Annotated in this window: 28 protein-coding genes; 3 read left to right on the top strand and 25 right to left on the bottom strand. The window is 40.6% G+C overall.

Annotated elements, in window-relative coordinates:
• Window positions 1-11 precede the first annotated feature (11 nt).
• From DYB02_RS10230 to DYB02_RS10320, 11 genes are all read right to left on the bottom strand, one after another.
• Window positions 12-383 carry a RidA family protein gene (locus DYB02_RS10230; RefSeq protein ID WP_029807031.1) on the bottom strand — a complete coding sequence of 124 codons (372 nt, stop codon included), beginning with the start codon at window positions 381-383 and terminating at the stop codon, window positions 12-14.
• Between the two features lie 149 nt (window positions 384-532).
• Complete coding sequence (locus tag DYB02_RS10235; RefSeq protein WP_029807029.1) at window positions 533-1,009, bottom strand: GNAT family N-acetyltransferase; 477 nt, start codon at window positions 1,007-1,009, stop codon at window positions 533-535.
• Window positions 1,010-1,679: 670 nt separating this feature from the next.
• The gene (locus tag DYB02_RS10250) at window positions 1,680-2,003 is read right to left on the bottom strand and encodes a hypothetical protein (protein WP_029807330.1); all 324 of its coding nucleotides are present in this window, start codon (window positions 2,001-2,003) and stop codon (window positions 1,680-1,682) included.
• Between the two features lie 146 nt (window positions 2,004-2,149).
• Window positions 2,150-2,671: a hypothetical protein gene (locus tag DYB02_RS10260; RefSeq protein ID WP_029807279.1), complete on the bottom strand. Its 522-nt coding sequence runs from the start codon at window positions 2,669-2,671 to the stop codon at window positions 2,150-2,152.
• 553 nt (window positions 2,672-3,224) lie between these two features.
• A complete protein-coding gene (locus DYB02_RS10275) occupies window positions 3,225-3,674 on the bottom strand; it encodes a GyrI-like domain-containing protein (protein WP_010645962.1) in 450 nt (149 codons plus the stop codon).
• A gap of 135 nt (window positions 3,675-3,809) precedes the next feature.
• Window positions 3,810-4,298 carry a hypothetical protein gene (locus tag DYB02_RS10280; RefSeq protein WP_029807198.1) on the bottom strand — a complete coding sequence of 163 codons (489 nt, stop codon included), beginning with the start codon at window positions 4,296-4,298 and terminating at the stop codon, window positions 3,810-3,812.
• A 169-nt stretch (window positions 4,299-4,467) separates the two neighbouring features.
• Window positions 4,468-4,848 carry a nuclear transport factor 2 family protein gene (locus tag DYB02_RS10290; protein ID WP_047022988.1) on the bottom strand — a complete coding sequence of 127 codons (381 nt, stop codon included), beginning with the start codon at window positions 4,846-4,848 and terminating at the stop codon, window positions 4,468-4,470.
• A 134-nt stretch (window positions 4,849-4,982) separates the two neighbouring features.
• Entirely contained in the window at window positions 4,983-5,459 is a 477-nt protein-coding gene (locus DYB02_RS10300; protein WP_047022987.1) for a GNAT family N-acetyltransferase, read from the bottom strand.
• A 148-nt stretch (window positions 5,460-5,607) separates the two neighbouring features.
• Complete coding sequence (locus DYB02_RS10310; protein WP_025523695.1) at window positions 5,608-6,087, bottom strand: Sbal_3080 family lipoprotein; 480 nt, start codon at window positions 6,085-6,087, stop codon at window positions 5,608-5,610.
• A 758-nt stretch (window positions 6,088-6,845) separates the two neighbouring features.
• The gene (locus DYB02_RS10315) at window positions 6,846-7,226 is read right to left on the bottom strand and encodes a diacylglycerol kinase (protein ID WP_029805565.1); all 381 of its coding nucleotides are present in this window, start codon (window positions 7,224-7,226) and stop codon (window positions 6,846-6,848) included.
• Between the two features lie 5 nt (window positions 7,227-7,231).
• The gene (locus DYB02_RS10320) at window positions 7,232-8,881 is read right to left on the bottom strand and encodes a phosphoethanolamine transferase (protein WP_029805568.1); all 1,650 of its coding nucleotides are present in this window, start codon (window positions 8,879-8,881) and stop codon (window positions 7,232-7,234) included.
• Window positions 8,882-9,157: 276 nt separating this feature from the next.
• Between DYB02_RS10320 and DYB02_RS10325 the strand changes: the two genes are divergently transcribed.
• The 3 genes from DYB02_RS10325 to DYB02_RS10335 all read left to right on the top strand — a co-directional run bounded on the left by DYB02_RS10325 (window position 9,158) and on the right by DYB02_RS10335 (window position 10,697).
• Window positions 9,158-9,439: a PepSY domain-containing protein gene (locus tag DYB02_RS10325; RefSeq protein WP_031810041.1), complete on the top strand. Its 282-nt coding sequence runs from the start codon at window positions 9,158-9,160 to the stop codon at window positions 9,437-9,439.
• Entirely contained in the window at window positions 9,426-9,944 is a 519-nt protein-coding gene (locus DYB02_RS10330) for a cytochrome b/b6 domain-containing protein (RefSeq protein ID WP_029805571.1), read from the top strand. Before DYB02_RS10325 ends, DYB02_RS10330 begins: the two co-directional genes overlap by 14 nt.
• Window positions 9,945-10,514: 570 nt before the next feature.
• Complete coding sequence (locus DYB02_RS10335; RefSeq protein WP_021448657.1) at window positions 10,515-10,697, top strand: YegP family protein; 183 nt, start codon at window positions 10,515-10,517, stop codon at window positions 10,695-10,697.
• A gap of 420 nt (window positions 10,698-11,117) precedes the next feature.
• Here DYB02_RS10335 and DYB02_RS10340 read toward each other — a convergent pair whose 3' ends face one another.
• The 14 genes from DYB02_RS10340 to DYB02_RS25690 form a co-directional block, all read right to left on the bottom strand.
• Window positions 11,118-11,528 carry a hypothetical protein gene (locus DYB02_RS10340; protein ID WP_021448658.1) on the bottom strand — a complete coding sequence of 137 codons (411 nt, stop codon included), beginning with the start codon at window positions 11,526-11,528 and terminating at the stop codon, window positions 11,118-11,120.
• Between the two features lie 64 nt (window positions 11,529-11,592).
• Window positions 11,593-11,937, bottom strand: a complete 345-nt coding sequence (locus DYB02_RS10345; protein ID WP_025523159.1) for a hypothetical protein — start codon at window positions 11,935-11,937, stop codon at window positions 11,593-11,595.
• Window positions 11,938-12,371: 434 nt separating this feature from the next.
• Entirely contained in the window at window positions 12,372-13,622 is a 1,251-nt protein-coding gene (locus DYB02_RS10350) for a VapE domain-containing protein (RefSeq protein WP_021448660.1), read from the bottom strand.
• Complete coding sequence (locus DYB02_RS10355) at window positions 13,615-13,857, bottom strand: helix-turn-helix transcriptional regulator (protein ID WP_021448661.1); 243 nt, start codon at window positions 13,855-13,857, stop codon at window positions 13,615-13,617. Before DYB02_RS10355 ends, DYB02_RS10350 begins: the two co-directional genes overlap by 8 nt.
• An 86-nt stretch (window positions 13,858-13,943) precedes the next feature.
• Window positions 13,944-14,951, bottom strand: coding sequence for a hypothetical protein (locus DYB02_RS10360; protein ID WP_029805573.1), 1,008 nt, complete (start codon window positions 14,949-14,951; stop codon window positions 13,944-13,946).
• 111 nt (window positions 14,952-15,062) lie between these two features.
• A complete protein-coding gene (locus tag DYB02_RS10365; protein ID WP_029805575.1) occupies window positions 15,063-16,247 on the bottom strand; it encodes a site-specific integrase in 1,185 nt (394 codons plus the stop codon).
• 281 nt (window positions 16,248-16,528) lie between these two features.
• Window positions 16,529-17,155, bottom strand: coding sequence for a LysE family translocator (locus DYB02_RS10375; protein ID WP_021823303.1), 627 nt, complete (start codon window positions 17,153-17,155; stop codon window positions 16,529-16,531).
• 149 nt (window positions 17,156-17,304) lie between these two features.
• A complete protein-coding gene (locus DYB02_RS10385) occupies window positions 17,305-17,610 on the bottom strand; it encodes a hypothetical protein (protein ID WP_025630475.1) in 306 nt (101 codons plus the stop codon).
• Window positions 17,611-17,747: 137 nt separating this feature from the next.
• Window positions 17,748-18,431 (bottom strand): hypothetical protein, encoded by a 684-nt coding sequence (locus tag DYB02_RS10395; RefSeq protein WP_029807193.1) that lies wholly within the window; start codon window positions 18,429-18,431, stop codon window positions 17,748-17,750.
• Between the two features lie 160 nt (window positions 18,432-18,591).
• On the bottom strand, window positions 18,592-18,993 hold the full coding sequence (locus tag DYB02_RS10405; RefSeq protein ID WP_041956323.1) for an HIT family protein: 402 nt from the start codon (window positions 18,991-18,993) through the stop codon (window positions 18,592-18,594).
• Window positions 18,994-19,132: 139 nt separating this feature from the next.
• On the bottom strand, window positions 19,133-19,528 hold the full coding sequence (locus DYB02_RS10415) for a hypothetical protein (protein WP_029807295.1): 396 nt from the start codon (window positions 19,526-19,528) through the stop codon (window positions 19,133-19,135).
• Between the two features lie 140 nt (window positions 19,529-19,668).
• Entirely contained in the window at window positions 19,669-20,415 is a 747-nt protein-coding gene (locus tag DYB02_RS10425; protein WP_029807066.1) for a KilA-N domain-containing protein, read from the bottom strand.
• Window positions 20,416-20,610: 195 nt separating this feature from the next.
• A complete protein-coding gene (locus DYB02_RS10435) occupies window positions 20,611-21,174 on the bottom strand; it encodes a hypothetical protein (protein WP_029807064.1) in 564 nt (187 codons plus the stop codon).
• 144 nt (window positions 21,175-21,318) lie between these two features.
• Entirely contained in the window at window positions 21,319-21,690 is a 372-nt protein-coding gene (locus tag DYB02_RS25690; RefSeq protein WP_025506710.1) for a hypothetical protein, read from the bottom strand.
• Between the last annotated feature and the right edge of the window lie 140 nt (window positions 21,691-21,830).

Below are 21,830 nucleotides of genomic sequence, written 5' to 3' on the forward strand. Positions count from 1 at the left end.
TATGTTCGTACTCAAAGCGCTACTACTGCCTCAATTTCAATTTGTAAGTCCGGATGAATGAGCTTAGAAACTTCAACTAGAGAACAGGCTGGCAAATGACCATCATAGAAATGAAATAGTAGCTCTCGGATACTCGCTAAGTTAGATATATCACGAACAAAAATGGTTAGCTTTACCAAGTTGCTTTTTGTACAGCCTTCCGCTTTGAGAACCGTTGAAATTTGAGCGAGAATTTCTTTGGCCTGTTCTGTCAAACTAAGGACTTGAGCATCAGTACCGTAAGCTGTAAGCCCTGATATATAAAGCGTTTTATTGTGTTTTGTTGCATGGACATAAGGTCCTGCGATTTGAGGTAAGCTTTCGTAATTAACCCGATCAACCACTTGATTTCTCCCTAGAACATAACGCCGCGTTAAGTAGTGAGCAACACTACCACTGAACCTAAATTATTGCGCCGTAAACACTAAAGCTGAATAAAACCAAAAATGCCACGCGTTGCGAATCTGCCTTAAACGCTTTGTTATACAATTTCTCACAACGAGCGCTCAAACTGACCATTTTGAGCTTTGAAACCTAATTTTTCAAACAGAGCTTTAGACCGAAAGTTACCTTCATCAATGTCTGCATACAATTTTTCAATGCCCACAGATTTTGCATGAGAAAATAATAAACTGAGAGCTTCAAACATATAACCTTGTCGCCAATATGATGAATTAAGTAAGCATCCAACCTCGCATGAATGACCGCAATCACTAAAACTATGTAAACCGCAAGTTCCGATAACTTTGTTGGTTGATTGTTCTAAGACTGCCCATTCCAACGATTCACCCGACTTTTCTAATTGGACGACGCTTTCTAGCATCTGAAATATCGTATCTTTCGATGGAAAAACCGGTTCTGAGGCAAATTCCATTGTTTGAATATCTCCATAAATTTCAAACAAGTCATCAGAATCATCCATTTGAATTGACCTTAAAACAACCCTACTTCCGTGTAAATCAGGCTTCATTTTTCTCCTTAATCGTATAACGCCCAATTAAGGGGTGAGTAACGCAACACCGATGCCGCCGCAAACCGCCTTAATCACTAAAACTGACGCATAGCAAAAATGCCACGCGTTACGAATCCCTCTTGAATTGTTTGTTAGTACGCTGCTCTTAAAGCCTTTGGCACACGCCAACATATTGAAATATAGCACGAAACTTGTGGCTTAAAACGCTGAAGCTAAAGGGACAACTGCCAAACTAGAACTCACTATCAAAACGCAAGTTGGCGAGAAGAAAAATATGCAAAACTGCCTTTTTTCACCGGTTTCAAATTAGCAAAGGATACGGGCTATAGAACTAAACGACCGCGCCAAAGAAGCTCGTTCTTTGACGAAAATATCTCAACACCAAAGAAATAGCCCCGAAAGTTAGAAACCGTAAACGATAAAATCAACGCGAACACAACTCATATAGTGCCACCGGAAAGAACGTGAAAGGTACATTTGACCAGGTGTAAAGCTAGGAAAAGAACCCGATAAACCCCGAAAAATTTACCGTTGATGCCAATCCAGTACTAACGCTCTGTTAAGGGGTGAGCCAACGTAATACCGAAGTCGCCGCATACCGCCTTAATCACTAAATTCAACGCATAGTAAAAATGCCACGCGTTGCGAATCCCTCTTAAACAGTTTGTTAGCTAGTAAGCCGCTTATATCGATAGTCTTTCAACCTTTTCTTGCAAATAGCGAGCTCTTCTTCATTAAAAAGATCATGCCAAATTGGATTATCAATTATTAATGCTTCGACTGTTAAATCTAGGCGACCTAGTTGCCATAGAGAAGTATAACCGTCAGAAACTTTGGGAGAATGAATTAGAAGTTTAGCTGTTTCGAGCCCCTTATGTTCAAGGAGCATCCTCAAGAAAACAGTTGCTTTATAATTAACTTCCGATAGGGCACGCTTATATATCGCCATCATCGCGTCATCAAATTTCACTTCAAGATTACCGCTGTCCATTTAGATATCCTCTACTAGCTAACGCCCTGTTAAGGTGTGAGCAACGCAACACCGAAGCTCCCGCATAACACCTTAAACACTAAGTGCAACGCATAGTAAAAATGCCACGCGTTGCGAATCACTCTTAAACAGTTTGTTAGGCATCTTTACGACTCATTTTGATTATTTAACATCCTCAACATCTGCCCAATAACACTCGTCATTTTGTTGGAATTTTCTTTAAAGTGGTTTTGCAACTCTTTGAAAATATCTTCAAAATAAATAAGAGTAATATTATTTTTTACAAGCAAGCTTTCATATTCAGATCTTGTTTTTTCAGTAAATGCTTTCCTATTTGTAACAAAGATATGTTCAACCAATAGTAATTGAGGGTTTAGTTCATCAATTTTTTCGATTCTTGACTCTAGAAAAAAGTTATTTATTACTTTATCCAGATTTGATGCCCTATCCGTTCCACGATGAAATGGCGCTTTTTCTCGGTATTTAACCTCAATATCTAATATTCTGTTATCTAATGGAGAGTAAGCTAGCAAGTCTATATCGCTCCACCCACCACCTTTCTTATTCCCTTCTCTCTTGGTGGTAACTTTGTAAAGAACATTTTCTTGAATGAAGCACTTTTTCACCGAACAAAAGTATTCTTTTACTATTTCTTCATTGAGTTCCATTTCACCTGTTCCTATTGATAATCACATTGATGCCTAACGCCCAGTTAAGGGGTGAACAACGCAATACCGAAGCCGCTGCATACCCCCTTAAACACTAAAATCAACGCATAGTAAAAATGCCACGCGTTGTGAGTCCCTCTTGAACTGTTTGTTATGTTTAAGATTCAATACCTTACGTTCAGCTATACGAAAGTTTAACCCGACTTACTTTTGTAAACAAAACCAGAAGCTAAAAAACTGAATTAAATCATAAATTTGACAAAATTGAACTTTGAAAAGAGAAAACACAAAAACTGAAGTTCTAATTTAAAGATTGGGAAATTGTTCGGAAAATAGCGTCAAACCATGCCAATTTGCTAAAAGACCAAAACAGAATGACTTAGAGAGCAAAGAAAAGACACAAGCTACTGATTTTACTTGATTAAACATAACGCCCTGTTAAGGTGTGAGCAACGCAATACCGATGCTACCGCATACCACCTTAAACACTAAAGCCAACGCATAGTAAAAATGCCACGCGTTGCGAATCACTCTTAAACAGTTTGTTATGTAACTATCTAACAGCAATAGAGATCTCGACTTCATGAGCACTTTTATAGTATTCAAAGTCTGTTGTGTATGCGCGTTTGTAAAGGCAGTTTTCAGAACTAAAGTAACTCCAGACTTTACCCCAAAGATCTATAACTGCTTGTGGCATTTCACCGCTTGCAGCAAAAGTTACGTATTTGCCAGAAGTAACGTTAACTTTTACTGAGTCTGATAATATTTCTGGTGACAAAGTATCCGAACAAGCGATAACGTCAAAAGCCCCCGTGAAATCAGACTCATAATTTGTGTAAATGCCAAAAACTTTTGATTTTTCATTCAATTTTGGAGCAGCATTTGAGTAAAACTTTGCCCAAAGCTCTCCAATTTTTGCAGTCGATGGATTTACTTCACCCGCATTAGTTGTGCGAATGACGAAACCCGTAGCCTCAAAGCCGTTTATTTCACTGATCTTCATTTTTCCTCCTAGTTACATAACGCCGCGTTAAGGGGCGCCGGCACGCACTACAAAAGTGACCGCATCACGCCGTAACCACTAAACTTACCGCAAATTGAAAATGCCACGCGTGCCAAGTCCCTCTTTAACGCTTTGTTATGCTTTTTTTGATTTACTATCTCGAGCAACACAAAGAATCCCACCAATAACAGCGCTCGCTATGAAAATTTGTTGAAGCACGACTATGCTGACCATCCCATGAAACGGATTGCCATCGAATAAGGGAGAAAAAGGTAAAACATCTACATGCATTATGGCGTCAATAAAAACATGGCTGTATGTACCTAGAAAGGAACTTAGATAAGCAGTTTTCCACTTTATTGGAAGAAAGCGCTGCCACCGAATAATAAACAATCCACTTTCACTCAGATACTTACCCGTTATTGCTGATAACAGACCTAGCAAAGTAGCTCCTAGAATCGTGTGACTCCAGCCATGTAACTCTCCTGAGTCAGTCAACATCACAACTAAAGGTTGAATATCCATAACTATTTGAGACCAACCAAAAACAGTTAATGAAAAACTTGCACTAGCCGCCGATTTCAAAACTAACGCTGACCCCATATGCAAAGGTGTAAATGGCATATTTACTCTCTTAACTAATCCTTAAGTCACCAAAAAGCATAACGCCCAATTAAGGTGTGAGGCACGCAATACCGATGTTGCCGCATACCACCTTAACTACTAAAGCCAATGCATACGAAAAATGCCACGCGTGCCGAATCACTCTTAAATTGTTTGTTAGGTGCGTAGCTTAATCTTGCACTAATCTGACCCATTTTGCCCGCCATGCCTGTGCTTCCATTGGGTCTGGCCAGAACTCTTTTTGCTTACTTATTAAGCCATTTTCAACGGTAAGAAAAGTTATAGCTCGTGCTTTTTGGACACTATCTGTAATTGATACATCAGTGACAACTGTTTCACCGTCGCAAACTACAGAGTGAACTGTAAACTCCCAAATACCATTCGCTGGGTAATAGGAATTGATAGACGTAAAGTTGTCTCGGCCAATAATAAGTTCACCAGACTGCGGCCAGAAACCCTCAAAGTCTGGGCTAAGCCACTCGCTTGCTTTGGCAAAGTCATTTGTTTTCATCGCATCCCAAAAAGCTAGGACGACTTCCTTTGAATTCATGATTTTCTCCAAGCACCTAACGCCCTGTTAAGGGGTGAGCAACGCAATACCGAAGCCACCGCACACCACCTTAATCACTAAAATCAACGCATAGTAAAAATGCCACGCGTTGCGAATCCCTCTTGAACAGTTTGTTAGGTGCGTAGCCAAAGTTGGTAAAAGTCTGTTTCATCGTGCTTGGGATTCTTGCGCACGAACTCCCAACCATGGCGCTTATAGAATGTGAGAGCTCGATGGTTAGTTCGGCTTACTGAAAGTACAGCACGCAAACAACCCGCTTTACTCAAAGTGCTTACAATATAATCCTGCACTTTTGGAGCGAGTCCTGAACCACGAAAATTCGGCTTTAAGTAAATGAGATGCACATAACCAGTCTCCGGCTCGGGTGAAAAGCTACGAAACTCTAACTGCCCTGCAAACTGACTATCCACAAATATATGGATATAGAACCATCCTGATGTTGCTAACCGGTCTAAGACGCGTTCACGATAACCACTGATGAAGTCGTCGAAACCATCGTAATGCCCAAAACTACAAAAGTATGCATCTTTTCTCGCAGCAACGCATAATTCGAAATCATCAATGTTTATCTGCCGAAAAGCAATTTCCATACTTACCTTCTCCTTCAAGCACCTAACGCCCTGTTAAGGTATGAGCAACGCAATACCGATGCTACCGCATACCACCTTAAACACTAAAACCAACGCATAGTAAAAATGCCACGCGTTGCGAATCACTCTTAAACAGTTTGTTATAGCGCTAGTTTGGCGTAGTTGATGAAGACGCGTTTGCTGCTTGAGTTGCTTGTTCTGGTGTCATTTGGCCAAAAAGCGTGTCCATCATAAAACCAATTCTCTTACTTGCATCACCAAATTTATTAGGATTAGCGGTATAAGGAACTTTAAATTTCACTTCCCCAACTCTTTGCCCGCCTTGATAAGCTGTTATCTCCGCGTTTTTCAAATATAACGCCAGATCCCACCCCCAGTGACCTTCATATTCAAGAGTCAATTTGTTCAGGTCGTGCTTAGAATTATCAGGTACGACAACATAAGAATAGTTATGTTCTTGTAGCCAAGACTCAATTGTATTTTGGAACCCAGAGCGAGTTTCATTATCTTTAACAACAACTATTTCCGACTTAATATTAGTCTCAGGAACAGGGGTGCCCATATATCTGGGAGCCCCACAACCAACTAGTGTAAGAGAAGCTAAAGACAACACCATAATTTTTTTCATTTTTATTTTCTCATATTGTTTTTCAGGCACATTGTATCTGTTTGTTTATGCGCTATAACGCGCAGTTAAGGTGTGAGAGACGCACATGCACCCTAACCTAAAATAAACTCTGATAAATCCGTGCCTATTTGGGCACTAAAACCCCAATGCGTTTCGAATCGCCTTGAACGTCTTGTTATTCCGCAACTAAAGTCGGCTATGTTTACGCCTAATCTTTTGATATGACGAGAAATTTTCGGTATGCAGGCAAAAATCGAAGCCGAAGTATTTGGCAGCTCACTACCTTAAATCGCTTTAGCGTCACTCTTTAATTGCTGCGCCATATTAAGGTGCGCTTAAAGCGCTTTAAGGCTAGCATGGAAATGACCAATATTCGCCCTTTTCGCCGCTTTTCCACCCTATTACCCCGCCACTTTCACTCTTAGGCTACAACCACGTACATTCAGCCTGAGAGATCCGTTGCGAAAATAACGCCCTGTTAAGGGATAATAAAATAAACATAAAACCCACAAAATACAACAACTTAGAAAGCAAAATAGATATAACTCAAAAGGATATGTAGCACATGTGTAGCTATCGAAGTAAACAGCCATAAAGCTCTGCTAACTCACATTTGGACATAAACGTTTTATGCGTTTTTCTCGTTGGCAAAGCATAGATTACATCAGGTATCACAAACTAACAGAGTTTAGCGTTCACGATGACTGGCGTAGAAAACTTATACGAAGGAAAGTTATCTACGCCTCTTTTAAAACAGCTCAGCTAATCGATAGAATCACGGCTATCCATATGATCGTAGCGATTATGAAACTGATCAAAACACAAGCAGAGCCAATGTCTTTCGCTAGGCCTGAAAGTGGATGAAAATCGGTGCCAATTCGATCAACAGTGGCTTCAATCGCGGTGTTAGCCATTTCCGAAAACAATATAAACAATAAGCTACAAATAAGTAGGGCTTTAAGTAAAACCGATATCGGCAGCCATACAGCAACTGCTGTCAGAGGGACGAATAACATGAGTTCTTGTTGAAATGCGGCTTCATTCTGAATCATCCAGCGAATACCACGGTAGCTGTTAGCAAAGGTAAAAATGATGCGATTCAACCCTGTTCGCTTTTGAATAGTCTGTGATTGTGTCATAAGGATTAGCTCTTCGATATGTGGCAATGATTGATAATATCCATATCGTCATTTTTGTCTTTCGTGATAACACCAAAGAAACCGATTAGAGTATGGAAGAAGTTATCGTGAGAAAACTCACCTGTTTCTGCACTTGTTGATAAACAGGCTCGATCAATTTTTCTCTGTTCAGAATATTGACTAGGCAACCATATCAACCATGGTACTTGAGTTTGCTCTTTAGGCGCGATGGAATAAGGTGTGCCATGTAGATACATCCCGTTTTCACCCAGAGACTCACCGTGGTCAGAGATGTACATAAGAGCAACGTTATATCTATCTTGGTAGGTCTTTAATTTATTGATAAATTCAGCAAGAACAAAATCGGTATATGCAATTGTATTGTCATAGGTGTTTACGATTTCTTCGTCGGTGCAGTGCTCGATATCGCTGCGAGGGCAGTCTGGCTGAAAATGAGCCTTTTCTTTAGGGTAACGCTTGTAATAAGTAGGGCCATGACTTCCTATCACATGAAAAGCAATCAGTTTGTCTCCTTGTGTCGCTTGAACCTGTTGATCCAACATCGGCACCATGACTTCATCGTAACAAACACCATTGTTGCACAAGTCAGAATTCGCAGCGTGGTCAATTTCTATTAATTGGAAATTTTTGCTGATCCCTTTATCACCACCATCATTTTCAATCCAAGACAAATTCACGCCTGCACGACCAATAATATCCATCGCATTATCACGACTTATCGCGTGTGCCTTATCGTAATTATTCCTACTTAAATCTGAGAACATACAAGGTAAAGAAACTGCTGTCGCTGTACCACAAGATGATACATTCTTGAATGATATCAGTCCCATATCTTCTGTGTACGGGTTAGTATTTCGACTGTAACCATTATAGTAGTAGTTCATTGAACGCGCCGTTTCACCAACAACCAACACAACTAAATTCGGTTTCCCATTAAGAGCAGGTTCAAGTTTGGCGTCTTCTCCAAGGGGTTGGTAGACAAGCGGTGTCGTGAAGTAATTATTTCGGACATATTTGACCGTGTTATATGCAAATGCTGGGTTGATCATCTTATTCAGATAACGGTTATTTCGTCCAACAGAGGCATAGTCTTTGTAAAAAAGTAGCGCAATAAGCACGATACCTATTGCTGCAACGAGAACAGCAACAATTCGGCTCATCAAGCCTTTCAATACTGAACTAGATTTCTTTATTTTCACAAAGCCCAAAACGACTGCGGGCGCTAAACCAAAAACGACAAAATATAAAACAGAACTCGGGCTTAGATAAGACGTGGCTTCGCTAGAGTGAGTTTCGAAAATATTTTCTATCATGCCATAGTCAAACATAACGTTGTACTTAACGGCAGCATAAAGCGCCATTGATGACAGTAATACCAATATGATTGATAAAGGCTTCAATAAAAATGGAAATGAGAAGAGTGTAAAAATAATGATGAAGCAGAAGAATAGTAGTAAAGGGCTGCTCAAAGCAAAACTGAGGGAATCTTCTGCTGCCAACTCGAAAATTTTGCTGGTAACAGGAAAGTTTAAAACTATGGCAAAGTATGCAGCAATTATCGTGATATAAGTCACAACATATATTTCGATTTGGAAAGATTGATGAAGTCTTTTGATGAATGGATTGTTTTTCATGAGTCCTAGCCGTGGAGAGGTTTATATTATTTCCATATAATTTCAAATGTTATCATGACGATATAAATGTGTAGATGTATTGATTTGAAAATTCTGGAACTAAAATCAAATACACCCAGCAAGTAGAGTCACGATAACTATCTTCAGAGCGAATTAGATCCAAAGTACTTGCATACAGAATTCTACTCTAATCAGTTTTCTTAAGTTTATCTTAAGTATTCAACACTAACATAATGCTTAATGTTGAATATCACTGATTTGAATAGGATATGCTATATGAATATTAATTTATTTTTCGTTACAACATTCGCAGTAACTGGCGTCATTTCTTTCAATGCATTGGCTGATCCCATCTGTACAACAGAATCACCAACCAAATGGATGCCAATAGATGCTGCAAAAGAAGTGGTTAAGTCACAAGGATATAAAGTGAAGAAATTAAAAAAAACGAGCTCAGGCTGTTATGAGCTTTATGGGTATGACAAAGATGGTAAGCGAGCTGAAATTTATTATAACCCTGTAGACATGTCAGTAGTTGAGGAGAATGATGAAGACTAAATTAGCCTATTGGGATCCTGTAGTAAAAGTGACCCATTGGGCCGCAGCGATTCTGTTTTTGTTGAATTTTTTCGTGACCAAGGCAGGGAGTGATGTTCATCAGTACATTGGATATACCTTGGTGGGCATCATTATTATCCGACTGGTTTGGGGGTGCATTGCCCCCCCTCCAGCACGATTGACATCATTTTTGCCTTCAATACCTAACGCAATTAAGCATATCAAAGAGGTCATAAAGACAAATACGGATTCTCATTCAGGCCACAACCCCGCTGGCGCTATTATGATTTGGGGTATGTGGAGCGGTCTCATTATCTCTGGTGTTTCAGGCTTCATGATGGAGACAGATCAATATTGGGGAGAAGATTGGGTCGAACTGGTTCACAATGGAGCTGTGAATATCACTTTCATTTGTGTTTGTATTCATGTATGCGCCGTGATTATGATGAGCCGCATGACAGGACATTCATACTTAAGGTACATGCTTCCTAAACGCAAAAAATAATATGATAGTACAATTTATTTAGTGGTTGGTTAATCTAAGCTTCTGAGAGCCAGTTGTTAAATAGCCAGTATCGGAAATACTGGCTATTCATTACTTCTAATTTGATTTTGATCGGGATGTAACAGGCATTCTCTCACCATAATTTTTGATATTAAGTTTAGCTACTGTGCTTCATGTTCCAATTTATGGATAAGCGACAATATTCTGCGACTGATTTCCAGTTGAACTAAACTCAGATAAATTTGGGTAGGGAAAATGTACCTAAATTGGATACTTTAGGATACTTTAGGATACTTTAGGATACTTACTCTAAACAGTTTTGGGGCAGAAACGTGCCAGTGACTTTGCTAATTTAGCATGATATCAATTGAGTCAAATACAGTGCTCCTCTAGTTTACTGACCAAATTCATCTTTCCACTACACTTTCGAATTCATTGAAACCGAGACAAATCATAATTTGCTCACAAAACACGCAAAATGCACTTGAGTTGATATGCAATAAGATCAATAAATATATCTGTGTGAGAAATCGTTCTCATAACTTACATTTACCCCAAAGGAGTAAACAAATGGGCAAGTATGTAATTAAGAAATCTACAAAGGATACCGTTCAACCATACTACTTTGTACTTAAAGCAGACAACGGGCAAGTGATTGCGACCAGTGAAATGTACGCTTCAAAGCAAGGGGCAGAAAATGGTATCGCCTCTGTTAAGAATAACGCAGACTCAGTAACTGTTGACGAGTCTTAAAATGATCCAGTTTCTGGCTTATAGCTGTCAACAAAGCCACCTACCAAGGTGGCTTTTTAGGTAACAATGTTATTCAATTTTATTGGAAAATTTAACAATATCGAAAGTGTTTAAGCTCAGACCCATCACTAACTCCTACCTAAGCAATAGACAGATTGCAATCGGCACTTTTGTTTTAATTTACCATTACACCTGATGTGCGCATTCAAGATGTTAAATGCATAAAATTAGTTCAGTCAAAGACAAGCCAGTAGAAATACTAAGAGGACCCGCGTTAGCGCAGTTTGGGGTATAAATGAGCTAGAGTAACCTGTTATATCTGAACCCAGACATCCCTACTTTCATGTAATATTATTATCTAAATTGAAGCTAGGGCAGTCAGGTTGGCTATGATATTACGACAATCAACCTGTATTGCGGTTAGTCTCTAAACTTGAGTTGTTCTCCAACAACTTGGATGTTGAACATATCAACTTGTTCTGAGATTTGATTTACTTTGTGCTTATCGATACCTTCTAGCTCACCTTCATCAGGCCAGTTAAAAGCGCCCAACACGGTAAGTGTCTCATTCAGTTTTGCATGTTTTCCTTTATCGACCAAACGTTCTAGCTCTAACGACTCTTGCTCAGAGCACGCTTGTAGCTTCAAGTTGTTAATATAGAGAACAACCTTTACCTTGTCCTCTTTAGATAACGAGTCAAACCATTCGTTACGAGGAAACAACTCTTTGCTTTGCTTTTCTTTAGCGATGCATTTCTCTCTCTGAATAATCCAGTTAAGAGTCGCCTCTTTAGTCTGTTTATCCATATGGAATTTTGTTACCCAATCCATATTTATGGATTCCGCTACAGCATTGGAGCTACTAAAGAGAACAAGGGATAACAATCCAATAAATTTATAATGACGCATTAGATACACACTTCCAAAACTTTTGTTCTTCACCGCTGGTTTGCCAAGTCATAGGCTCAGCAACCTGATAAATTCGACTACGAGTAACGGCGCTTGTGGCCAACATTGCATCACCAAACGTTTCCCAGTCATACTCTCGAATGGTGACCAGTTTTTCGAATGGACTGGAGGTGACACTGGGTGTTCCAAAAACAGCATAAAAAGGAGTTGCCGCTAGTACACCTGACAAAAGATTGCCACTTTCCATGATGCTTTTTATATCTCCTATAGCTCCCTTACTTTTATGACTAAGAGCCATATCTTTTACATCACAATACCCCAAAGATGCCATTTACTTTTCCTACCACTTTAAAAAATTAATTGTACCATACTGTTTTTAATGGCTTTTATTAATGTAATGGTGACGAAAAAGTTAATATCACTATAAAAAAGTGCACTTTGGGTTGTTTTATTGATATTACAACGTCCGCGATATCGATAGACAGAGAGCAGCATTCCCTGAGTGACAAATCATGTCTTTAGCTCGAATTGTACAGCACTCGCATAGCAAAGCGATACGCTATCTTTTTTAAGCTCTCTTTTTGGGAGGCCGATACCGGTTAGGGTAAAGCCAATTCCTCAATACGCAACTAGGGACCTTAAAGCTGAATGTTTTATCTATTACATGCCGAGAATGATGTGTCGTTTTCTGAAAGTAGAACAACTTACCCCACCTACCCCACTTAATATCGATTCAAGTGGAGTAAGTGGGGTAAGTTTAAGTACTTAGCAAAATGACGTTTGAGGACGAACGGTAGGGAAACAGTAGCGGTTTGAGCCATTGAGCATTTTCTTTTCTAACTTACCGTCTTTAGTCAGTTGGTTGAGCGCTTTACCAATCACATTTCCTTTTGATGTGTCAGCGTTGATAACTTCACATATCTGTTTGGTTGATAACCACTCTCTCGCTTTACCTGTACATTCTTCTAGGTGGTCGTTTAGCAAGTTATACCAGTTGCCTTTATCTACGTATTTGGATGACTCTTGCGACACTTGCGCTTGAATGTCAGACGACAACATCCAAGGATGATGTTCAACCATGAATTTGTGTTTCACCTCTAACCAGAATTGGCGCAGATTCTCTGGTTGGTTCAGCGTTAGCTCACCTGTTGGTTTGTAGTCCCAACCCAATATGTTATTGAGCGCATCCATGTCCGTCTCGCCCACCAGCTCAATGACGGCGTAGCGGGTATTTCCGGTTTCGTCTTTTAGAAAGTCCGTGCCGTTTACCGTCGCAATGAGGTTGGTTTGTCGGTCTTTCTTAATGTCATTGCGTGCATAAGGAGGACGCACCGTATCGCAAGCTCTTGTCACGAACGCTTTCAATGCCCCTTGGCAGTTTTTGGTTGAGCGTTCTAGTTCACCCAATTCCACTATCCATGAGCGAATAACGGTCAGCACACTGTCTTTGTTATCAGGGTTGAGCTCTGCTCCTTCAAGAAACGCACTCGGCATCACATTGGCAATTCGTTCAACAAAGGCGGTCTTTTTAAAGGATTGCTCACCTTGTAAAACAGGCACGAGCTTGGATTTAAAGCTACCCACAAAAAGACATGCTACACAGCCCACCAGCCAGTGTAGTAACACGATATTAGAGAGCGCGGGATTCTTAGTCTCTAAGCAATTAAGTACTGCTTCCACACGGGGCTTTCTATCCCACTCGCCATCAAGCCAATCAGCGATTGGATGGTAACTATTTTCATGTGCCACGGCGTTAAAATGGTCATCAATCGCGGATTTGGGCAATGTGTAAATTGACGCCAACGATACAAGCTCACTTCTGACGATATCTGGCGAACCCATACAAACCTTACCTTTGAATATATCAGGCTCTAAGGTCATCTTGTTGAGTTTAGCTTGGTAACCCGTACTCTTAAGTAATGCTTTCAAGTTATCGGCCGTGTTCAATACGATTTGTTGGCCTGACTCCTTGTATCTGACATGGGGAAATTCTGGTGCATTGCTATCGTTAAGCATGGAAGCCCTCCCCTTGTAGCAAGTGGTCACGTTTGACATGACTATCTAACCACTGGTCTAAGTCTTCTTTAAGATAACGGACAGCACGACCAATTTTAATGAAAGGAGGCGCAGCAGTTCGGTTCTTGCGCTGCCCTTCCATACGAGCTTGGCGTAAAAATGAACGGCTCATACCAATGTAAAGCGCCGTTTCTTGTTCTGTGTATACACGTTTATCAAGTGTGGTTTGAGTCATGTTGTTGTTCCCTCTTGTTCATTGAGGTTTCAACTTAACGACCACAAACGTCATATGACGTTATCAACGACGATGACGACGACGTTTTATTTTGACGGCCTAATTTGCCTCCTTACGTCGACCAATACATTCTTTCTGAATGAGTTATAAGACATGGTGTTTTCATTATCCCCACGACCAAACCACGTCACCGAGTCCTGAGTAATGCTTTCAATCAACGCATCAACATCAAATTGACGGTTAAACTCGTTCGCTCTCACGTCCTGCCTTATCATGTTCCAAACCTTATCCGCTCTGGCTTGAGGGTTGAGTGTTAATACTCGATGAGCAATTTGTGCAATGGGGTGGATTGGCATCGGTTGGATAACCGAATCCAACCCGAGTTCAGTAGGCGCATTAACCGACTCAATACACTGACCAGCAGTCTGGCTAACCGTTGAGCCTAGTGTTGCCTTAACCGTATCAACCGCTTGGCAACCACGATTCAATAGTACTGCTTTACCAAAAACATCAATGACCTGTTCCATATCAACGCGTATTTGACTGGGTTTAACCGTTAACGCATCGGTTGAAAGGCGTTGACCACGTTGACTTGGGTATTGCTCAGTAAGTTGATGCGTTCCGTCATTAGAGAAAATGGCGGATGCTTTAGTGATGAATTCCCCAACCACGCTCTCAGTGGTTAGAGAGGCATTAACCGATGCATAAGCAACAAACGCTTTGTTCGGTGGGGAGAGTGCATTAGGTGTGTATTTAAAGTGCGCTTGCAATACATGGTCAAACGTTTCAGTAACCGCACGCCAACGGTTGATACCATGCATCTCAACGATGATGACGTGTTGAACCTTTATAGATTCTAATGAACGCGCAAACCGCTTGGATGAGCTTTCAGTGAGTTGGACAATACCTTGATAGTCGAAGATGGCCGCGACACATTGACTTGGTGGATGAATAGCCCCAAGACTCGAAGCAGAAATATCGGCAAACAAACATAACCGCTCACCTTCAATGGCATCCAGTATATCCCACTTAGTTAAATGAGTTTTATCACAGGCTTCCTCAAGCCTTATATAACGGCGTTTAAACTGGCTCACTTCAATCCCTTGTTGAGTTAACGATTTCAACAACGAATTACAGCACCAAGACCACTGTATATAAAACCATACCTTTAATGCTTCGAGTGATGTCTCGATTTATCTTGCAACTTAACCAATCAGATTCACCGCCGCCGCTTTGTGCTCTGGAGCTAAGTGTGCATAACGCAGCGTCATCTTGAGGTCAGCATGCCCAAGCAACTCACGCACGATATTCAAATCAACGCCCGCCATCACTAACTTGCTTGCGAAGTGATGCCGCAAATCGTGGAACCTAAAATTCTCGATAGCTGCCTCTTTCAATAATGATTGCCACGGATATTGAAAGAACTCAACGGGCTGGTTATTCGATATAAAGACATAGTCAGCATCAGGATTCTGTGCTCGCCAGCGTTCAAAAAGCTTTAATACCGTGTCATTGAGCGGTATCGTTCGCGTCTTCTTCGACTTAGCATTTTCAGAAAGAATAGTTAAGTAACGATTAGGCAGTGAAACGTATTCCCATCGAAGGCTTAATAGCTCTCCTTTACGCATTCCTGTATTCATTGCGGTGATCACTAACGGCTCGAAGAAATCAACGAACTGAAGATGCTCTATCTTGTTATTGGACTTTCGAACGCGTTGATTTCGGCCTTCAAGGGTATCGAGTAAGCGCTTCTCTTCTTCCTTAGAGAGATACCGTATTCGAGTGTTATCTTGCTTGATGAGTTTAACACTGCTTAAGTTGTGGCTATCGATGAATTCCCACTCTACCGCACGATTTAAAGCGGCTCGAAGTCGGTTCACACAATACTCTATCGTTGCTGGGGCACGCCCTAATTTGCGACGCTCCGTGATCCACTGCTGAACATCCCACGCTTTTATCTCCTCTAACGGTCTGTCTAGGAGGTGAACAAACGAATGAGCGATGCAAGCATAAGCCTGATCCGCCCGCTTGGGGTTCATTGAGATAAGGTAGTCTTTATAGTGCTCAGAGAGAAAACGGCCAAGCGTCAGGTTTTTGCGCATCTCTGTCTTTTTAGCTTCATGACGAGATTCTTGGATATCCACCCCGCTCGCCACTAATCCAGCTTTCTCTTTGACTAAATCTCTCGCTTGAGCGGGTGTGAGTGAATCCGCCGAGCCGATGAAGTAATTTCGTTGTTTGCCATTTAAACGGTAGTAAAAGTAATACTTGATTGCGCCTTTAGGTGAAATGCGAGCATGAAACCCGCTGATTTCAGTGTCGTTGAGCCGTCCCTGTTCGACAGTTAGCGCCTTGATTGAGGTGTTGGTTATCTTCTTCTTAATGGGCATGCACAAGTCCTTTGTGTAGCATATATGTAGCAGAATAATTGTACATACACACATATCCATGAACAACAAAGCACAAACAACATACACATAAGTACATGTTTTTATGCGAGTATTAGCTCATTCTTGTTCATTGTTGTTTACTGGAGGCTTTTGCCCATTCCCACTGTTAAGGGGTGAACAACGCAATACCTAGGCCGTTGCAAACCGCCTTAAACACTAAAACTAACGCATAGTAAAAATGCCACGCGTTGTGAATCCCTCTTGAACAGTTTGTTATGCCACTAGCGCTCACTGATTGCGACTTTGCCTGCTAGCCCAATAAGCAGAACTCCCGAAACGCCCTCAAGAGCTCGCGAATAACGCTGAGAATTTGATCGACTGAAAACCCAACTACCGACTGAGGCATATAGAACGTTACACAGCGTAGCTAATGCGCTGAAGAGCAAACCAAGCACTAATAATTGCATTGATGCGGAGCCTGTAGATGTATCGACAAACTGAGGTAAGAATGAAAGGAAGAATAGCGCTACCTTCGGGTTCAAAACACTAACAATAACGCCTTGTACAAATACATTTTTGTTGGTTTCAACACTTTCACTAACCACTATTTTACTGTCTCCACGCCACATAGAAAGTAGAGACTGAACACCTAAATATACTAAGTAAGCGGCACCCAACCATTTTACCGCACTAAAAGCTACAGCAGAGCTGAGGATTATCGCGGACAAACCTAAACACGCAGCTAATGTATGAACAAAGTAGCCAACACCAAGACCAATTGCAGCTTTAAACCCAGTTGCCAGCTTACCTTTCATTGTGTTTGAAACGATGTAGATTACGTCTGGTCCAGGTATCATATTGATAGCCAGACAAGCGACTACAAATAGTAATATTGAGTTTAAATCCATTTCCTTTCCTCCATGTTGAACGTCTTGTGGCATAACGCCCTGTTAAGGTGTGAGCAACGCAATACCGATGCCGCCGCATAACACCTTAATCACCGAAACCAACGCATAGTAAAAATGCCACGCGTTGCGAATCACTCTTAAACAGTTTGTTAGGCAAATTTTACCTTCGCTACTTTCAATATGTACACAATAATAGCGACTAATAGTGCCCAAGGCATTGCAAACCACCAATAGTATGGTTCCTGGCTATCAGCAAGGTAGTAATTAAAAACTATAATTACACTCACAATTGTCGAAATGACATATGCTCCACCTAAAGCCATACAGATATCTGAGTGATGTTTAGAAAGTTCAAATTCACGCAGTTGAAATACTACAATGAAAAACACAAAAGGACTAAAAAGACAAACTGCAATGTGTAGAAATGAAAGAAGAATTAACCACCCAAGTGTCATATGTTTTCCTTTTATTTGTCTAACGCCCTGTTAAGGTGTGAGCAACACAATACCGAAGCCACCGCATAACACCTTAAACACTAAAAACAACGCATAGTAAAAATGCCACGCGTTGCGAATCACTTTTAAACAGTTTGTTATAACGATTTTTCCCGCTCTTCATAGCTAAACATCGTTAAAAAGTACTTTAGTTCATATAACTGCTCCCTCGTATTGGGAGTCAATTTATGCAGAATATATAAAAAAGCGATTAAAGATATGCCAACGACCCCTATCTGGGCTATGGTTTGAATATTCAAATTTTTCATTGTTGCAACTAAGATTGACATTGCAAACGTAACCGAAAAGCCCACTATTTTTTGTACGCTAACACCACTGTTTTCACATACAGCTATCCTAGAGTCGAGGATTTCCAGTATATCGCTAATATGAGATTGTTGGATATCATTTAGCCGAAGAGCTCTACGGAATTTCAAATATCGAGCCTTTTGATCTTTATAATCCTCAGGAGGTGCTTGAGATAATTCGTAATCTGAGTACTCTTCTTTTGTATATTTACTCTGGGCTTTAAACACTGAAATCAAACTAGAAGCTTCAAAAATCAAGAATGAAACAAGATATATATAGTACATATTTCGGTTGTCATCGAATGCAGCAAACATCGCTAAAGTCAGAAAAACTCCGAAAAGAATGATGGAACCCAAAATCAATACTTTGAATTTAAAGCTTATAAACTTGAGACTTTCTTTGAAAATCACAATCCTAGTACAATCTCTTTTATAAGCATTGAAGCATATTTCCCATTTACTTCGATATTTCAAACTTTAACATCTCCGAATCGTTATAACGCCTTGTTAAGGTGTGAGGCACGCAATACCGAAGCTTCTGCATACCACCTTAACCGCTAAAACCAACGCATTGTCAAAATGCCACGCGTGCCGAATCACTCTTGAACAATTTGTTAGCATACTTTTTCAACGCTCATAGATCTTTAAGTGATTCTCTAAGTTTATCCATACTTTGAATCCCAAGTTCACTACTAATCCAACCATACTGGTCGCCATGGAACCGAGGGAAAATATGCAAATGGTAATGGTCGAGCTCGTTGAAATGAGGTGCCTCTCCGTTGTTTTGCATAAAGCCGATACCATCGGGATTGAACTTAGCTTCTATACGCTTATATAAATCTCTTGCGACGTCGGTGATCTCTAAAAACACAGACTCGGGCAAGTCGATGAAAGTGCGGTATTGAGTCTTGGGACAAATTAAAATATGTCCAAAGTTGATTGGGTCATGGTCTGCAAAAGCTATAACTTGGTCAGATTCGTACACGATGACCGAGTCAATTTCACGATTAACAATTTGTTCGACTATCGTAGTCATCTAAACTCCTATCAAAGTATGCTAACGCCATGTTAAGGGGTGAGCAACGCAATACCTAAGTTGCTGTAAACCACCTTAATCACTAAAACCAAGGCATAGTGAAAATGCCACGCGTTGCGAATCCCTCTTGAACATTTTGTTATGTTTCGGGCTTAAAGGTAATTTCAAAATTATCACCATCCCAAAGAGAGACAACACCAAACCAATCTTCTCTAGTGTGAAATTTATTTTTTAGCTTACTTGCATCTTTACCGTCACTGACTGCTTTTTCATCATTGGTGCGAGCTATAACTGCACGGATTATCCGTTTGTTTTTAAAAGCGTCTTCGATATGGACTCGAAACTCATTATTACCATGACCTGACCATCTAGACACTCGATCAGCGTACACTATCGTTTTAGGCTCAGTCCCTTTCTGAAAGAATTGATTCCAAAGGCTACAAACTAGTTCACCTTTTTCATTTAGCGCCGAGACTGACCAATTTACATTTTTGAGTTTCGCACCATACTTGGCGAAACAAGATTGAATACCCATATTTTCCCCGTAGAAACATAACGCCCTGTTAAGGTGTGAGCAACGCAATACCGAAGCTCCCGCACACCACCTTAAACACGAAACGCAACGCATAGCAAAAATGCCACGCGTTGCGAATCACTCTTAAACAGTTTGTTAGCTTACTTTGCTTCCAACATTAATGTTTGAATTAAAGACAAAGCCTGTGGACTACGTTGTTTAAAATATTTTGGCGCCTGAATTGGAATCCACACCTCATTAAAGTGGCGACGAAAATCTTCATACAACTCAATTGGATAAAGTTTTGCATCAACTTCTCGACCATCAGGATATTCATGTTTGTAAGTTGGAAATGAATTAGGTTCAATACCCTTATTGTCTCGTAGCCACTTGCAAAACATACGTCCCTCAGAAATGTCGGGAACTAATGTATCCGGAAGCGTATAACCTGCCTGCTCAAGAGGAGCAATTAGGTTTAGAGTCAACTCATTTAACATCGAAAAATGTGTGTAAGGAACTTTGGAACGATTTTGCATATAGCGTTCCAAGTGAGCAGGAAGAACGGCTTTAGCACTCCCTTGTTGCCATTCTGTTACCCATTGAGAAACTTTTACTGCAAATTTAGCAGATAACCACTGTGCTAGGTTGATTGCCAAATAAGGGTGAACCCAAGTTCCTTGTAACTTAGGATCCCCACCGCGAATAACGTGGATAAGTTGCTCTTTCGGCACACCGGTTTGCGCTGATAATTCCCCGATGAACTCTTGCGTGCTTTTTAAAGAATGATAATTTGAGAATTGCTTACCAACGGATTGACATAGCGCCGTAGCACTAATATACCCATCACCAACGCGTTGTGGAATAATTTCTCCCTCTTCAACTCGAGGGATTAAAGCCAGTTGTTCCAACTTAAACTCCTATAAACTTTAGTACCAAACTGATTGCCTATTATCTGCAATTTATAGTATGACGTCCATAGTAAGCTAACGCCGCGTTAAGTAGTGAGCAACGCCACCACGAAACCTAACCATACCACCGTAAACACAAAACCCAACGATGGAACGAAAAATGCCATGCGTTGGGAATCTGTGTTAAACGCTTTGTTATGTGAAATTACACTCTGAACATAATTCTTCTATAATTTTAGCGTCCAATTCTGGAAACAGTTCAGCAAGAGCATCTACTGAAGCGTCACCAAGAGAACCACAACGCTCCCTTATTTTCTTTGCACTTTCATAAACTCCACCTGGTAGCTTTTGTACCAATTCATGCGCTCTAGAATAAAATTTATCAGAAGGCGACATTGGATGCTGAGTATACTTACTGGACATATCGACAGAAAATGCCACCGCAACACCCTCTTCAAGAAAGTTTGTATAACCAGCGACTGGATTTAACAAATGAATTGTTTCATGCGCTAGTTCATATAAAGCACAGGGCCAATAACCTTTAGAATTATGACTCAACTTAGCCCAAGCCCCATCAAAGTTAACGCTATTCATAATACATGGACCACTCGTAGTATTTTCTGAAAACGTAGGTTGATATACTTTCTTATCTTGTTCGATTCGTCCCAATAAGCTTTCAGCTTCTTGAAGTAAGAACTGTTGTAGCTTCCAGACTTCTGGAGCTGAATGTTCTGGTAATATTTCCGGAAACTTGTACATATTTCGACCTTTTCACATAACGCCCTGTTAAGGGGTGAGCAACGCAATACCTAAGCTACCGCATGCCACCTTAAACACTTAAGCCAACGCATAGTAAAAATGCCACGCGTTGCGAATCCCTCTTGAACAGTTTGTTAGGTGTTTTTATGCCGTTGACTCTCTGACATAAACATCTGAGCGCTCATTAACTTTACCTAAACGGACTAGCCTAGAAGCAATAGAGCCTTTTGTCCTTTTATGAGATTTAGATAGTTCATCAATACTTAAACCCGAGTCAAACCCTTTAGACAGCATTTCATCTTCGTCTGACTTCCATGGTTTACCAGCATTCTCGGGTAAATCGGATTTGCGCTTCTCAGCAGCAATTGATGCTTCGAGATTCTGCTTTGCCACACACAAAGCTCGAATTATTTGTGGTTGGTTGAAACAACTTTCATCCGATAAATCTTCACCAGTTTCAGGGTTAACTCCGTCTGATAACGCTGAGATAATTTCTAACGCTTTAATCATTTCCATAATATTTCCTCTAGCACTAACGCTATGTAACACCTAACGCCCAATTAAGGGGTGAACAACGCCTCCACCCAAACCTAAAGCATTGTGCCATAAACACTAAAACTGAAGTAGAAGTAAAAGTGCCAAGCGTTGTGAATCCC

The organism is Vibrio parahaemolyticus, assembly GCF_900460535.1.
Lineage (GTDB): Bacteria > Pseudomonadota > Gammaproteobacteria > Enterobacterales > Vibrionaceae > Vibrio > Vibrio parahaemolyticus.

What these genes read in the sequence shown, in the direction of transcription:
- DYB02_RS10355 (WP_021448661.1), bottom strand. Translation starts at nt 13,857, where the DNA reads ATGACTCAAACCACACTTGATAAACGTGTATACACAGAACAAGAAACG.
- DYB02_RS10290 (WP_047022988.1), bottom strand. Translation starts at nt 4,848, where the DNA reads ATGAATTCAAAGGAAGTCGTCCTAGCTTTTTGGGATGCGATGAAAACA.
- DYB02_RS10350 (WP_021448660.1), bottom strand. Translation starts at nt 13,622, where the DNA reads ATGCTTAACGATAGCAATGCACCAGAATTTCCCCATGTCAGATACAAG.
- DYB02_RS10235 (WP_029807029.1), bottom strand. Translation starts at nt 1,009, where the DNA reads ATGAAGCCTGATTTACACGGAAGTAGGGTTGTTTTAAGGTCAATTCAA.
- DYB02_RS10250 (WP_029807330.1), bottom strand. Translation starts at nt 2,003, where the DNA reads ATGGACAGCGGTAATCTTGAAGTGAAATTTGATGACGCGATGATGGCG.
- DYB02_RS10330 (WP_029805571.1), top strand. Translation starts at nt 9,426, where the DNA reads ATGATGAAGACTAAATTAGCCTATTGGGATCCTGTAGTAAAAGTGACC.
- DYB02_RS10325 (WP_031810041.1), top strand. Translation starts at nt 9,158, where the DNA reads ATGAATATTAATTTATTTTTCGTTACAACATTCGCAGTAACTGGCGTC.
- DYB02_RS10405 (WP_041956323.1), bottom strand. Translation starts at nt 18,993, where the DNA reads ATGACTACGATAGTCGAACAAATTGTTAATCGTGAAATTGACTCGGTC.
- DYB02_RS10435 (WP_029807064.1), bottom strand. Translation starts at nt 21,174, where the DNA reads ATGTACAAGTTTCCGGAAATATTACCAGAACATTCAGCTCCAGAAGTC.
- DYB02_RS10275 (WP_010645962.1), bottom strand. Translation starts at nt 3,674, where the DNA reads ATGAAGATCAGTGAAATAAACGGCTTTGAGGCTACGGGTTTCGTCATT.
- DYB02_RS10280 (WP_029807198.1), bottom strand. Translation starts at nt 4,298, where the DNA reads ATGCCATTTACACCTTTGCATATGGGGTCAGCGTTAGTTTTGAAATCG.
- DYB02_RS10260 (WP_029807279.1), bottom strand. Translation starts at nt 2,671, where the DNA reads ATGGAACTCAATGAAGAAATAGTAAAAGAATACTTTTGTTCGGTGAAA.
- DYB02_RS10385 (WP_025630475.1), bottom strand. Translation starts at nt 17,610, where the DNA reads ATGACACTTGGGTGGTTAATTCTTCTTTCATTTCTACACATTGCAGTT.
- DYB02_RS10320 (WP_029805568.1), bottom strand. Translation starts at nt 8,881, where the DNA reads ATGAAAAACAATCCATTCATCAAAAGACTTCATCAATCTTTCCAAATC.
- DYB02_RS10335 (WP_021448657.1), top strand. Translation starts at nt 10,515, where the DNA reads ATGGGCAAGTATGTAATTAAGAAATCTACAAAGGATACCGTTCAACCA.
- DYB02_RS10345 (WP_025523159.1), bottom strand. Translation starts at nt 11,937, where the DNA reads ATGGCATCTTTGGGGTATTGTGATGTAAAAGATATGGCTCTTAGTCAT.
- DYB02_RS25690 (WP_025506710.1), bottom strand. Translation starts at nt 21,690, where the DNA reads ATGGAAATGATTAAAGCGTTAGAAATTATCTCAGCGTTATCAGACGGA.
- DYB02_RS10365 (WP_029805575.1), bottom strand. Translation starts at nt 16,247, where the DNA reads ATGCCCATTAAGAAGAAGATAACCAACACCTCAATCAAGGCGCTAACT.
- DYB02_RS10415 (WP_029807295.1), bottom strand. Translation starts at nt 19,528, where the DNA reads ATGGGTATTCAATCTTGTTTCGCCAAGTATGGTGCGAAACTCAAAAAT.
- DYB02_RS10300 (WP_047022987.1), bottom strand. Translation starts at nt 5,459, where the DNA reads ATGGAAATTGCTTTTCGGCAGATAAACATTGATGATTTCGAATTATGC.
- DYB02_RS10310 (WP_025523695.1), bottom strand. Translation starts at nt 6,087, where the DNA reads ATGAAAAAAATTATGGTGTTGTCTTTAGCTTCTCTTACACTAGTTGGT.
- DYB02_RS10375 (WP_021823303.1), bottom strand. Translation starts at nt 17,155, where the DNA reads ATGGATTTAAACTCAATATTACTATTTGTAGTCGCTTGTCTGGCTATC.
- DYB02_RS10340 (WP_021448658.1), bottom strand. Translation starts at nt 11,528, where the DNA reads ATGGATTGGGTAACAAAATTCCATATGGATAAACAGACTAAAGAGGCG.
- DYB02_RS10315 (WP_029805565.1), bottom strand. Translation starts at nt 7,226, where the DNA reads ATGACACAATCACAGACTATTCAAAAGCGAACAGGGTTGAATCGCATC.